Origin of the sequence: Pseudomonas sp. (assembly GCF_030698175.1) — a bacterium.
In the GTDB taxonomy this organism is placed as follows: domain Bacteria; phylum Pseudomonadota; class Gammaproteobacteria; order Pseudomonadales; family Pseudomonadaceae; genus Aquipseudomonas.
Genome location: NZ_JAUYNT010000039.1, coordinates 46,553 through 59,638 on the forward strand (window position 1 = coordinate 46,553; position 13,086 = coordinate 59,638).

At 61.1% G+C, this 13,086-nt stretch carries 12 protein-coding genes; 6 read left to right on the forward strand and 6 right to left on the reverse strand.

Annotated elements, in window-relative coordinates; all coding sequences use genetic code 11:
* Positions 1-55 precede the first annotated feature (55 nt).
* Positions 56-652 (forward strand): 5-formyltetrahydrofolate cyclo-ligase, encoded by a 597-nt coding sequence (locus Q8R10_RS19160; protein WP_305655550.1) that lies wholly within the window; start codon positions 56-58, stop codon positions 650-652.
* A gap of 74 nt (positions 653-726) precedes the next feature.
* Here Q8R10_RS19160 and Q8R10_RS19165 read toward each other — a convergent pair whose 3' ends face one another.
* Positions 727-870: a hypothetical protein gene (locus Q8R10_RS19165; protein WP_305655551.1), complete on the reverse strand. Its 144-nt coding sequence runs from the start codon at positions 868-870 to the stop codon at positions 727-729.
* A 189-nt stretch (positions 871-1,059) separates the two neighbouring features.
* Here Q8R10_RS19165 and Q8R10_RS19170 point away from each other — a divergent pair, with 189 nt between their 5' ends.
* The 4 genes from Q8R10_RS19170 (at position 1,060) to Q8R10_RS19185 (ending at position 6,428) form a co-directional block, all read left to right on the forward strand.
* The gene (locus tag Q8R10_RS19170) at positions 1,060-1,512 is read left to right on the forward strand and encodes an EVE domain-containing protein (RefSeq protein WP_305655552.1); all 453 of its coding nucleotides are present in this window, start codon (positions 1,060-1,062) and stop codon (positions 1,510-1,512) included.
* A gap of 113 nt (positions 1,513-1,625) precedes the next feature.
* Positions 1,626-2,591, forward strand: a complete 966-nt coding sequence (locus tag Q8R10_RS19175; protein ID WP_305655553.1) for an HlyD family secretion protein — start codon at positions 1,626-1,628, stop codon at positions 2,589-2,591.
* The gene (rbbA, locus tag Q8R10_RS19180; protein ID WP_305655554.1) at positions 2,588-5,317 is read left to right on the forward strand and encodes a ribosome-associated ATPase/putative transporter RbbA; all 2,730 of its coding nucleotides are present in this window, start codon (positions 2,588-2,590) and stop codon (positions 5,315-5,317) included. Before Q8R10_RS19175 ends, rbbA begins: the two co-directional genes overlap by 4 nt.
* Position 5,318: 1 nt before the next feature.
* The gene (locus tag Q8R10_RS19185) at positions 5,319-6,428 is read left to right on the forward strand and encodes an ABC transporter permease (RefSeq protein ID WP_305655555.1); all 1,110 of its coding nucleotides are present in this window, start codon (positions 5,319-5,321) and stop codon (positions 6,426-6,428) included.
* 142 nt (positions 6,429-6,570) lie between these two features.
* Here Q8R10_RS19185 and Q8R10_RS19190 read toward each other — a convergent pair whose 3' ends face one another.
* Positions 6,571-6,987, reverse strand: coding sequence for a flagellar basal body-associated FliL family protein (locus tag Q8R10_RS19190; RefSeq protein ID WP_371133372.1), 417 nt, complete (start codon positions 6,985-6,987; stop codon positions 6,571-6,573).
* A gap of 159 nt (positions 6,988-7,146) precedes the next feature.
* Between Q8R10_RS19190 and Q8R10_RS19195 the strand changes: the two genes are divergently transcribed.
* Positions 7,147-8,124, forward strand: a complete 978-nt coding sequence (locus Q8R10_RS19195; protein WP_305655557.1) for an NADPH:quinone oxidoreductase family protein — start codon at positions 7,147-7,149, stop codon at positions 8,122-8,124.
* Between the two features lie 117 nt (positions 8,125-8,241).
* Here the strand turns inward: Q8R10_RS19195 and Q8R10_RS19200 are convergent, their stop codons facing one another.
* The 4 genes from Q8R10_RS19200 to trxA all read right to left on the reverse strand — a co-directional run bounded on the left by Q8R10_RS19200 (position 8,242) and on the right by trxA (position 12,830).
* Positions 8,242-9,210 (reverse strand): CDP-6-deoxy-delta-3,4-glucoseen reductase, encoded by a 969-nt coding sequence (locus tag Q8R10_RS19200; RefSeq protein ID WP_305655558.1) that lies wholly within the window; start codon positions 9,208-9,210, stop codon positions 8,242-8,244.
* A gap of 40 nt (positions 9,211-9,250) precedes the next feature.
* Positions 9,251-10,717 (reverse strand): 4-hydroxy-3-polyprenylbenzoate decarboxylase, encoded by a 1,467-nt coding sequence (ubiD, locus tag Q8R10_RS19205; protein ID WP_305655559.1) that lies wholly within the window; start codon positions 10,715-10,717, stop codon positions 9,251-9,253.
* Positions 10,718-10,967: 250 nt separating this feature from the next.
* Positions 10,968-12,227, reverse strand: a complete 1,260-nt coding sequence (gene rho / locus Q8R10_RS19210) for a transcription termination factor Rho (protein WP_305655560.1) — start codon at positions 12,225-12,227, stop codon at positions 10,968-10,970.
* A 276-nt stretch (positions 12,228-12,503) separates the two neighbouring features.
* A complete protein-coding gene (gene trxA / locus Q8R10_RS19215) occupies positions 12,504-12,830 on the reverse strand; it encodes a thioredoxin TrxA (RefSeq protein ID WP_305655562.1) in 327 nt (108 codons plus the stop codon).
* Between the last annotated feature and the right edge of the window lie 256 nt (positions 12,831-13,086).

Consider the following 13,086-nt stretch of genomic DNA (forward strand, 5'->3'; position numbering starts at 1 on the left):
GCCACTCGCGCGCTGCGCATACAGCACAGCTCAACCAATCCAGCAGTCCGCAAGCATGAGCTCTCAGCCAGCGCTCAGTCGTGCCCAACTGCGCCGCCAATTACGCGCCGCCCGCCGCGCCCTGAGCCGCAGCCAACAACAACGGGCCGCCCGCGATCTGTACCGACAGCTGGCACAACATCCAATGTTTCGCCGGGCTCGGCAGATTGCCTTGTACCTATCCAGCGACGGCGAGATTGACCCGCAGCACTTAATGCGCGCCGCCCAACGTCGCGGCAAGGCCACTTATTTACCGGTCCTTAGCGCCTGGCCGAAAACCAAGATGGTCTTTCAGCGGGTGCGCGCCGACGAGCCGTTGCGGCTTAATCGCTTTAAAATTGCCGAGCCGCGGGCCAACCGCAATAGGCAACGCAAAGTCTGGGCGCTGGATTTAATCCTGCTGCCGCTGGTGGGTTTTGATCTGGACGGCGGTCGTCTGGGCATGGGCGGTGGCTTTTATGACCGAAGTTTGGCGTATCGCAAACTGCGCGCACAGCCGCAAAAGCCGCAGCTACTGGGCTTGGCCCATGAGTGTCAAAAAGTCGGGAAATTGCCGCTGGCCAGCTGGGATGTGGCGCTGACGGCGACGGTGACCGATCGGGCCTGGTATTAGCAGGCCACCATCGGACTGAAGATCATGCCGGACGGTTTAGCTGAGCAGTAAACCGCGAGGGTGCCGCTGACTCATCAGCGCTTGGCTTCAACTTGGAGCGCCACACTGCTCGGCGCATCACTCTGGCTCGCCCAGTAGCTTTGCGCATAGGCGCTGGTGACCACGCCCAGACCGAACACAACCACTAAAATCCACAATATATCTGGCTTACGTTTCATCAATGCCCCCGTGATAGACAGCTTCGCGCAGTTTTCCACGCTGATTATTGTTATAAGCCGTCCGGTGGCATTTTTTAATCGGCGCTATTGTCCAATAACCGGCACGTCCGTGCAATTTTTTTGCCAGCACTCAGTGTCAATAAGTGCACATTTTTTAACCGCAATGCGGGTACTTACAGAGTTCAGTCCATGGCCTATTGGTTAATGAAATCGGAACCCGAGGAACTGTCGATCCTCGACTTGCAACGCCTGCGCAGCGCCCAGTGGGATGGCGTACGCAATTATCAGGCGCGCAATTTTTTGCGCAGCATGGCGGTCGGCGATCTGTTCTTCTTCTACCACTCCAGCTGCCCGCAACCGGGCATCGCTGGGATTGGCTGCATCAGCGCCAGCGCCTATCCGGACCCAACGGCGCTGGACCCACACAGCGCCTATTTTGACCCCAAGGCCAGCAGCGAGAAGAACCCCTGGAGCGCCGTCACAGTTGCGTACCACGAGGCCTTTAGCCGCGTACTGAGCCTGGGCGAACTGCGCGGCCAAAGCGCACTCGGTGAGATGCCGCTGCTGCAAAAAGGCAGCCGCTTGTCGGTGATGCCGGTGACCGCCGAGCAATGGCAAGCCGTGCTGGCCTTACGCGGCTAGCCCGCCACGAGCCTGTGCAACGCGGCTGATTCAGACGGCCTGGATTGACAGGTATCAACACAAACTCCGGCCAAAACCGGCAGACTGCAGCATCAACCTCAGGAGGAGGAAGCATGTCTAGCTCGCACCGCCCATCGAGTTTACTGGTCATCCCACTGATTTTGATTTTGTTGGCGGTGGCCGGCTTCGGTTACTGGCAATCCCTCAGTTCGCGCCTGCCAGAAGGCCTCAGCATGGCCAACGGCCGGCTGGAAGCCACCGAAGTGCAGATCGCCAGCAAAACCCCGGGCCGCTTGGCCGAGGTACTGGTCAATGAAGGCGACCGGGTGAGCAAAAATCAGCTGCTCGCCCGCCTCGACACCCGCACTCTCGAGGCCCAGCGCAGTCAGGCCGAAGCCGAGGTGCTGCGGGCCAAGGAAACCCTGGCGGCCGCCGAGGCCACGGTGCAATTTCGCTTGAGCGAGCAACGTCTGGCCAGCCTGGAGCTCAAGCGCACCAGCGAACTGTTCCAGCGCAATTACGCCAGCCGGCAATTGCTTGAACAGCAACAGTCGCGCCTGGAGACCAGCAACGCCGCCGTCAATGCCGCCCAGGCGCAAGTCGGCGCGCTGCGGGCGGCCATCGGCGCGGCCGAGGCACAAGTCGCCCAGCTGGCCAGCGAAATCGACGACAGCAGCCTGCTCGCCCCCATCGACGGTATCGTCCAGCTACGGCTGGCCGAGCCCGGCGAAGTGCTCGGCGCCGGTGGCCGGGTGTTGCTGATGATCGACACCAATGACCAGTACATGAACCTTTATCTACCGGCCGCCCAGGCCGGCGCCCTGACCGTTGGCGACGAGGCGCGGATTTTGCTGGACGCCCTGCCAGACCACGCACTGCCGGCGAAAATCAGCTTTGTCGCGGCCAAATCGCAGTTCACCCCCAAAGAAGTGGAAACCCGCGACGAGCGCCAGAAGCTGGTGTTCCGCGTCAAACTGCACCTGACCGATCCGGCGGCCGCGCCACAAGCCAAGCCCGGCATGCCCGGCGCCGGTTATGTGCGCAGTAATGGCGCGGCCTGGCCGGCCAATCTGCAATGAGCGAACTGGCGCTTAAGGCCAACGGTCTGCGCCACAGCTATGGCAAGCAACCGGCCCTGCAGGAAGTCAGCTTCAGCCTCGCCGTCGGCACCCACTGCGGCCTGATTGGCCCGGATGGCGCCGGCAAATCCAGCCTGCTGGGACTGATCGCTGGGGTGAAAATCCTCCAGCAGGGCGAGCTGGAGGTACTCGGCGGCGCCATCACCGATCACAAACACCGCGCCAGCCTCTATCCGCGCATCGCTTTTATGCCCCAAGGCTTGGGGCAAAACCTCTACCCCGAGTTGTCGATTGCCGAGAACATCCAGTTCTTCGCCACCCTGTTCGGTCTCAGCCGCGCGCAATGCCAGGCGCGCATGACCGAGCTGCTGGCCGCCACCGACCTCAGCGCCTTCGCCGAACGGCCGGCGGGCAAGCTGTCGGGCGGCATGAAACAAAAGCTCGGGCTGTGCTGCGCGCTGATCCACGACCCGGATTTATTGATCCTCGATGAGCCCACCACCGGCGTCGATCCGCTGTCACGCCGGCATTTCTGGGAGCTGGTCGAGCAAGTCCGCCGCCAGCGCCCGCAGCTGACCTTGCTGGTGGCCACCGCCTATATGGAAGAGGCCGCGCAGTTCGAGCAATGCCTGATGCTCGACCGTGGCCAGTTGATTGCCCAAGGCACCAGCGCCGAACTGGCGGCTGCCACCCCGAGCGGCAAACTCGATGATGCCTTTACCCATTTTCAGGGCGATCAGGCGGGTAAGCATGAGCCGCTAGTAATTCCGCCGCAATCAGAAGGCGAGGCGGAAATCGCCATCGAAGCCAACGAGCTGTGCCTGCGTTTTGGCGACTTTACCGCCGTCGACAAGGTTAGTTTCGCCATTCGCCAGGGCGAGATTTTCGGTTTTCTCGGCTCCAATGGTTGCGGCAAGACCACCACCATGAAGGTGCTCACCGGCCTGCTGGCGGCCAGCGCAGGCAGCGCCAAGCTGTTCGGCAAACAGGTGGACGCCAAAGACCTGGCCACCCGCAAGCGCGTCGGTTTTATGTCGCAGAGCTTCTCGCTGTACGGCGAGCTAAGTGTGCGGCAGAACCTTGAGCTGCACGCGCGCCTGTTCGACCTACCAGCAGCGGAAGGCGTGGCGCGCAGCCAGGCCTTGATGGAACGCTTTGGCCTCACCGAGGTGGCCCAGCAGCAATCCGGCGAGTTACCCCTGGGGGTGCGTCAGCGCCTGTCCCTGGCGGTCGCCGTGCTGCACAAACCGGAAGTGCTGATCCTCGATGAACCCACCTCCGGGGTCGATCCGGCGGCGCGGGATGACTTCTGGCGCCTGCTGATTGAATTGTCGCGCGAACAGGGCGTGACCATCTTTCTGTCCACTCACTTTATGAACGAAGCCGAGCGCTGCGACCGCATCTCGCTGATGCATGCCGGCAAGGTGCTGGCCTGCGACACCCCGGCCGCGCTGCAGCAGCAGTATGCCGGCGAGAACCTGGAGGCGGCGTTCGTCAGCTGCCTGCAGCAAGCCCAAGGCGAACCCGCCACTGGTGCAGCAGCCAGCTTGGGCGGCGACAGCGCACCCGAGGCCAGCACCCCGATTCAAACCCGCCGGGGCTTTAGCCTGAACCGCCTGCGGGCGGTGGCCGTGCGCGAGGGCAAGGAGCTGCGCCGCGACCCGGTGCGCCTGGCGTTCGCCCTGCTCGGCTCGGTGTTTATGATGGTGATCTTCGGCTACGGCATCTCCCTGGACGTGGAGAACCTGCGCTTTGCCGCCTTCGACCAGGACAACTCGCCACAGAGCCGCAGTTATCTGGAAGCTTTTCGCGGCTCGCGCTACTTCGAGGAACACCCGCCGATCAGCTCGCCACAAGAGCTGCACCAGCGCCTGCAACGCTCGGAAGTCAAAATAGTCCTGGAAGTGCCGCCCGGCTTTGGCCGCGACCTGTATGCCGGGCGCCAGCCACAGGTGGCCGTATGGCTGGACGGCAGCATGCCGTTTCGCGCCGAGACCAGTCGCAACTATATCGAGGCGGTGCACCTGGCCAATCTGCAGGAATTCGCCAGCAACAGCAGCCAAACCAGCCGACCACCGGCCGGCGCCAGCCTGGCCACCCGTTTTCGCTACAACCAGGACGTGATCAGCGTGAATGCCATAGGCCCTGGCGTGATGGCGCTGATTCTGGTGTTTATCCCGGCCATGCTCACCGCCCTCGGTGTGGTGCGTGAAAAAGAACTCGGCTCGATCAGTAATTTTTACGCCACGCCGCTGAGTCGCCTGGAGTTTCTGTTCGGCAAGCAGCTGCCCTATATCGCCGTCAGCCTGCTCAATCTGGCGTTGCTGGTGGCGGTCAACCGCTGGCTGTTTGCTGTGCCGCTGAAGGGCAGCGTGCTCACCCTGGCCTTCGGCGGCCTGCTCTATGTGCTGGCCACCACCAGCCTCGGCCTGCTGATCTCGGCCTTCACCAAGACGCAGATTGCGGCGATCCTCGGCACCATGATTCTCACCAGCCTGCCGACCATTCAGTTTTCCGGGCTGATCGTGCCGCGCTCGTCCCTGGCCGGTGGCGCCGCGCTGATGGGCAATCTGTTCCCGGCCGGCTACTTTCTCGACATTGCCGTCGGCACCTTCACCAAGGCCCTGGATTTGCGCCAGCTCTGGCCGCAATGCCTGGCCTTGTTTGGCTTCTTCGCGGTGTTTACCGCGCTGAGCGTGGCGCTACTGAAAAAGCAGGAGGCCTGAGATGCAGCGTCTGGCGCATATTTTCCGCCTCGGCCTGAAAGAACTCACCAGCCTGCGCCACGACAGCGTGCTGCTGCTGTTTCTGCTGTATGCCTTCAGCGTCGCCATCTATATGCCGGCCAAGGGCTCGATCATGGGCGTGCACAACGCCAGCGTGGCGATAGTCGATGAAGACCGCAGCGCGCTGTCGCGCAAACTGACCGACGCCCTGCTGCCACCGGAGTTCCAGGCGCCGCAGCCGCTCAGCTACGCGCAAATGGACAACGCCCTGGACAGCGCCCAGTACACCTTCGTACTCAACGTGCCGCCGAACTTCCAGAGCGACCTGTTGGCCGGGCGCCAGCCCCAGGTGCAATTGAATGTCGACGCCACCGCCATGAGCCAGGCCTTTATGGGCGCCGGCTATCTGGCACGGATCTTCCAGCGCGAACTCAGCGACTACAGCGGGCAAACGCCGCAAAGCCCAATCGGCATGACCACCCGCGCGCTGTTCAATCCCAATCTGGAGGGCGGCTGGTTCCTGGCGGTGATCCAGATCGTCAACAACATCACCATCCTCGCCATCATCCTCACCGGCACAGCTCTGCTGCGCGAACGCGAGCACGGCACCCTCGACCACCTGCTGGTGCTGCCGCTGACGGCGCTGGAGATCATGCTGGCGAAGATCTGGAGCAACGCCCTGGTGGTGGTGCTGTGCACTTGGGTGTCGCTGGAGCTGGTGGTGAAATGGCTGATCGGCGTGCCGCTGTCCGGGCCACAGCCGATGTTTCTCGCGGTGACTGCGCTGTACCTGTTCGCCAGCACGGCGCTGGGGATCTTTCTCGCCACCCTGGCGCGCTCGATCCCGCAGTTCGGCCTGCTGAGCATCCCGGTGATCATCCCGATGCTGCTGCTGTCGGGCGGCACCACGCCGCTGGACAGCATGCCGGTCTGGTTGCAATGGGTGATGCAGATCTCGCCCTCGACCCACTTTGTCAGCCTGTCCCAGGCGATCCTGTTCCGCGATGCCGGCCTGGCGCTGATCTGGCCCGAGCTGCTGGCGCTGACGACCATCGGCTTAGTGTTTTTTGCCGTCGCACTGGCGCGCTTTCGCAAAAGCCTGGCGGCCTGATCGGGGCACGCCTAAGAATCTGAAAGCGTAGCGAGCGAAGGTTAGGCTAGGCGGCGGAGCTGGGAAAAAGCGGAGTTGGCTGGTGCCAATGAGCATTTTTCCCAGCTCCGCCAACGCCGCATAAACGAGCGCAGCAGCTTTCCTATTGCAGGATCAGATTGTTGAACAGCAGGTCTTCCACATAGGGCTTGCCCTCTTCCTGCTCCAACACCTGCTTAACCTGCTTAAGCGCTTCTTGGCGGAGTTTTTCCTTGGCATCCATGCTGCCGAGGGTTTCGTCGGTCTGCTGGGAAAACAGCATCACCAGCTGATTACGAATCAGCGGTTCATGGTATTTGACCTTCTCCTCGGCCTCGCTGCCAGTCACTTTGAGCGAGATGTCGGCCTTGTAAAACTTCATCTTCATGCCCGAGCTGTAGTTGCCCACCAGCGCCGGCACTATGCCGACATAGATGATTTTCGGCGCGGCGTTTTCGCCCTCGGCTTCTTCTTTTTTCTCTTGAGCCAGTGCCGACAATGGCAGAGACAGGGCCAGCAACAGCGTGAGCAAAACTTTCACAGAGGTCATTCCTTAGAGGGGCATGGCCTAGCATAGCCATTGCCGAGCCCCGACCCAAGCCCAATGCTTATAGACCACCATCAGAGTCGGCCATGCTCGTTGACCCGCGCCCCTCAGCTGCGGCACTGTCTGGGGATAACCACCCGAGGATTACTGTCGATGAAAGCCGTGCTATGCAAAGCCTTTGGCCCCGCCGAAACCCTGGTGTTGGAAGAGATCGCCAGCCCCGAGCTGAAAAAAACCGAAGTGCTGATTGAGGTGCATGCGGCCGGGGTCAACTTCCCCGACACCCTGATCATCGAGGGTAAGTATCAGTTCAAGCCGCCCTTCCCGTTCTCACCGGGTGGCGAAGCGGCCGGCGTGGTCCGCGCAGTAGGCGAGAAAGTCAGCCACTTAAAAGTCGGCGACCGGGTCATGGCGCTGACCGGCTGGGGCAGTTTTGCCGAGCAAGTAGCGGTGCCGGCCTATAACGTCATGCCGATTCCGGCCAGCATGGACTTCAACAGTGCCGCCGCCTTCGGCATGACCTACGGCACCTCGATGCATGCCCTCAAGCAGCGCGCCAATCTGCAACCCGGCGAAACCCTGTTGGTGCTCGGCGCCTCCGGCGGAGTCGGCCTGGCCGCCGTGGAAATCGGTAAAGCCTTGGGCGCACGGGTAATCGCCGCCGCCAGCAGCGCCGATAAGCTCGCGGTGGCCAAAGCGGCCGGCGCCGATGAGCTGATCAACTACAGCGAGAGCAATCTCAAAGAAGAAATCAAACGTCTTACTAACGGCCAGGGCGCCGACGTGATTTACGATCCGGTGGGCGGCGATTTATTTGATCAGGCGATCCGCTCCATCGCCTGGAACGGCCGCTTGCTGGTGGTCGGCTTCGCCAGCGGGCGCATCCCGGAACTGCCGGTCAACCTCTGCCTGCTCAAGGGCGCGGCGGTGCTCGGGGTGTTCTGGGGCGCCTTCGCCCAACGTCAGCCGCAAGACAACGCCACCAACTTTGCCCAGCTATTTGCTTGGCACGCCGAGGGCAAAATCAAACCGCTGGTCTCGCAGGTGTTCCCGCTGGCGCAGGCTGCCGAGGCGATCAACACTCTCGGCCAACGTAAGGCAGTGGGGAAATTGGTGGTGCAGGTCAGGTAAACACCGAGATGTAGTGGCGCTTTTGCCATCCGCCGACTGTTGGTGGACGGCCGGTGGAAAACGCTTCGCGGTTTTCCACCCTACGAACCACCACGCATCGTGCCTTAGACTCTCAAATTAATCCCGTGGCGCGTAGGCAAACACGTCGGCGCGCAGCTGGTGCGGGTCCATGCCCGCCTCGACCAAGGCATCGAGGGTGGCGTAGACCATCCCCGGCGAGCCGCTGGCGTAGATATGCAGCGGTTTGAGGTCGGCGAAGTCCTCGCGCACCGCCTGGTGCAATTGACCGAGCCGGCCATGCCAATCGCGCGGATCGCTGACCACCTGGTGCAAAAACAGGTTGGGCAGCTGCTGCCACTCTTGCCAGTGCGGCAGTTGGTAAAAATCCTTGGCCCGTCGCGCGCCCCAATACAGATGCACCGGATGCTTGAAACCGGCCGAGCGGCAATGCTCGATCAGGCTGTGCATCTGCGCCATGCCGGTACCGGCGGCGATCAGCACCAGGGGGCCATCCGGCAACTCGGCCAAATGGGTGTCGCCAAACGGCAACTGCACCCGCGCCATCCGGTCACGCTGCAATTGCGTCAGCAGCTCTTGGCTGCTCGCTTCACGGGCGAGGATATGCAACTCGAGGTCGCGCCCGCAGTGCGGTGCCGAGGCCAAGGAGAAAGCCGCTGGCTCGCCACCCTCGCGCTCGATCAGCAGGTACTGCCCGGCGTGGTAGCGCGGCGCTTTGCCCGCCGGCGTGCGCAGGCGTACCCGCCACACATCGCCGCCCACCTCGACGCATTCGAGCAACTGGCAGCTGAGTTGGCGCGTCGGCAGCTCATGGGGCGCCAAGACCCCGTCCCAGTGCAGCAGGCAATCTCCCAGCGGCTCGGCGATGCAGGTGAACAACTCGCCGTGATCACGCTCCTCGCCGGCCTGGCGAATCCGCCCGTCGAGCAACAGCGCCGCGCAAATATGGCAATTACCGTTGCGACAGCTTTGCGGGCAGTCGTAGCCGAGCCGTCGAGCGCCGTCGAGGATGCGCTCGCCGGGCTCTAATTTAAGCACCGCACCCGAGGGTTGCAGGGTGACGTTCATAAGCCTTGGCTCCGAGCCATCCAGACCAATAGGGCTGCCATCAATCTATTCCTAATTCTGACCAGAGTGCATCGACGCGCTGCTTGACCGCCTCGTCCTGAACTATCACCCGGCCCCATTCGCGCGGGGTTTCGCCCGGCCATTTGTGGGTGGCGTCCAGGCCCATCTTGCTGCCCAGGCCCGACACCGGCGAGGCAAAGTCCAGATAGTCGATTGGCGTGTTGTCGATCAACACGGTGTCGCGCTTGGGGTCCATGCGGGTGGTAATAGCCCAGATCACGTCGTTCCAGTCCCGCGCGTTGATGTCGTCGTCGGTGACTATGACGAACTTGGTGTACATGAACTGTCGCAAAAACGACCAGACACCGAGCATTACGCGCTTGGCGTGGCCGGGATACTGCTTCTTGATGGTTACCACCGCCATGCGGTACGAGCACCCTTCCGGCGGCAGGTAGAAGTCGGTGATTTCCGGGAACTGCTTTTGCAGAATCGGCACAAACACCTCGTTCAGGGCCACGCCGAGAATCGCCGGCTCGTCCGGTGGCCGGCCGGTGTAGGTGCTGTGGTAGATAGGTTTTTGCCGACGAGTGATGCGCTCGACGGTAAACACCGGAAAGCTATCCACCTCGTTGTAGTAACCGGTGTGGTCGCCATACGGGCCTTCATTGGCCATCTCACCGGGATGAATCACCCCTTCCAGCACGATTTCGGCGCTGGCTGGCACCTGCAAGTCGCTGCCACGGGCCTTGATCAGCTCGGTGCGATGGCCGCGGAGCAAGCCGGCGAAAGCGTATTCGGACAGGGTGTCGGGCACCGGCGTGACTGCACCGAGAATGGTCGCAGGATCTGCACCGAGGGCGACGCACACCGGATAGGGACGGTCCGGGTATTTCTGGCACCACTCGCGATAATCCAGGGCGCCGCCGCGATGGCTGAGCCAGCGCATGATCAGCTTGTTGCGGCCGATCACCTGCTGGCGATAGATGCCCAGATTCTGCCGCTCTTTGTTCGGGCCTTTGGTGATGGTCAGGCCCCAGGTAATCAACGGGCCGACATCGCCGGGCCAGCAGGTTTGCACCGGCAGTTTGCTCAGGTCGACGTCTTCGCCTTCTTCGATCACTTCTTGGCAAGGCGCGTCTTTGACCACCTTGGGCGCCATGGCCAGCACTTTGCGAAAGATCGGCAGCTTGGACCAGGCGTCTTTAAAGCCCTTGGGCGGCTCCGGCTCTTTCAAAAAGGCCAACAGCTTGCCGATCTCGCGCAACTCGCTGACTTCTTCGGCGCCCATGCCCAAGGCCACCCGTTTCGGCGTGCCGAACAGATTGCCAAGTACCGGCGTATCGAAGCCAGTGGGGTTTTCGAACAACAGTGCCGGGCCCTGCTTGCGCAGGGTGCGGTCGCAGATTTCGGTCATTTCTAACACCGGCGAAACCGGTGTCTGGATGCGCTTGAGTTCGCCGCGCTGTTCCAGCCCACGGATAAAGTCGCGAAGGTCGCGATACTGCATGCTTGAGCCTCATCTGCGGCAAAACTGTCGGAGCTAAAGTTTAGCGCCGAACTCAGTTATTCAGAAATTTCAATCAATCGCAGACAAACAAAAGCCGGGTTTCCCCGGCCTTAGTTTGTGTCATACGGCAATTCAAGATCGTAGCGAGCGACGGTCAAGGCCGCACCCGCTCCCTGCGGTTAACGGCATTTCCCACATCCATGTGGGTCACTAGGCGCAACGCAGCCTCACCTAAGCGCAGTAGATCCAGTTACTTGCGCTTCATCAGCTGGAAGAACTCTTCATTAGTCTTGGTCGAACGCAACTTGTCCAAGAGGAACTCGATGGCGGCAATTTCGTCCATCGGGTGCAGCAGTTTGCGCAGAATCCACATACGCGACAGCTCTTCCTCGCCGGTCAGCAACTCTTCGCGGCGGGTGCCGGACTTGTTGATGTTGATGGCGGGAAACACGCGCTTCTCGGAAACCCGGCGATCAAGGATCAGCTCCATGTTGCCGGTACCCTTGAACTCTTCGTAGATCACTTCGTCCATCTTCGAGCCGGTTTCTACCAGCGCGGTGGCGATGATGGTCAGCGAGCCGCCTTCTTCGATGTTGCGCGCAGCGCCGAAGAAACGTTTCGGTTTCTCCAGGGCATGGGCATCGATACCACCGGTGAGCACCTTGCCGGAGCTTGGGATCACGGTGTTATAGGCACGGGCCAAACGGGTGATGGAGTCGAGCAGGATGACCACGTCTTTCTTGTGCTCGACCAGGCGCTTGGCCTTCTCGATGACCATTTCGGCCACTTGCACGTGACGGCTTGGCGGCTCGTCGAAAGTCGAAGCCACCACTTCGCCGCGCACGGTGCGCTGCATTTCGGTCACTTCTTCCGGACGTTCATCGATCAGCAACACGATCAGATGCACTTCCGGGTTGTTACGGGTGATGTTGGCCGCAATGTTCTGCAGCATGATGGTTTTACCGGCTTTCGGCGGCGCGACGATCAGGCCGCGCTGGCCTTTACCGATCGGCGCGCAGAGGTCAATCACCCGGCCGGTCAAGTCTTCGGTAGAGCCGTTGCCGGCTTCCATCTTCATCCGCACCGTGGGGAACAACGGTGTCAGGTTTTCGAACAGAATCTTGTTTTTGGCGTTTTCCGGGCGATCGTAGTTGATCGTGTCGACCTTGAGCAGAGCGAAATAACGCTCACCTTCTTTTGGTGGACGGATTTTGCCGACTATGGTGTCGCCGGTACGCAGGTTGAAGCGGCGGATCTGGCTCGGCGAGACGTAAATGTCGTCTGGGCCGGCGAGATAGGAAGAGTCCGCGGAGCGCAGAAAACCGAAACCGTCCTGGAGAATTTCCAACACGCCATCACCGGAGATTTCATCGCCGCCGCGTGCGTGCTTCTTCAACAGGGAGAAAATAATGTCCTGCTTGCGCGAGCGGGCCATATTTTCGATGCCCATCTGTTCGGCCATGTCGAGCAGATCGGTAATGGGTTTTTGCTTGAGTTCAGTCAGATTCATAGGAATGACGTATTCATGAAAGAGGGAGGTAAGCACTTGGCTTAAGAGGCCGCGTCGCGAGAAAGGCGACAGGATCACTGCACTTATTCGGTGAACTTGGATGAATAAGAATGGAGTGGCGACGGCTGGTAGAGGGCAACGGAGAAACCGTTGCGAGCCGAATGTAACACCGGCTTTTCGAGGCGTCTAGCCTCAAGCGTAAAAAACCCCGCAGTGTGCGGGGCTTTAGAGCAAGCAACTGAAGTGCTATTGGCGTCGCTCAGCAACGCCGCACGATCAGATGTTGCTGTCGAGGAACGCGGCCAATTGCGACTTGGACAGCGCGCCAACCTTGGTCGCTTCGACGTTGCCATCTTTGAACAACATCAGGGTCGGAATACCACGCACGCCGTATTTAGGCGGGGTGTCCTGGTTTTCGTCGATGTTCAGTTTGCACACTTTCAACTTACCTTGGTAAGTCTGGGCGATCTCTTCGAGTACCGGTGCAATCATCTTGCACGGGCCACACCATTCGGCCCAATAGTCGACCAGCACCGCGCCCTCGGCTTTGAGCACGTCTTGCTCAAAACTGGCGTCGGTGACATTGGTGATGAATTCGCTCATGGAAAATCTCCGCGTTCGCAAGCAAAAGTGCTCATAAAGTGGCGCTAATGATAGCCCGCCTTGGCGCCGGCCGAAAGGCGCAGGCGATAGGTTCTGTTGACGCAAGCGCGCATGCCGCGACGGAGGCTGTCTTGTCGCAGGGCAAGACGCGAGGAGCGTGGTTTGGTCATTCCAAACGAGCGACGAGTAACGCCGCCCTGCGACAAGACAGCACCGTCCCTTCGGGTTGCGCGTCAAAGCCCGCCATGCGGTGTTG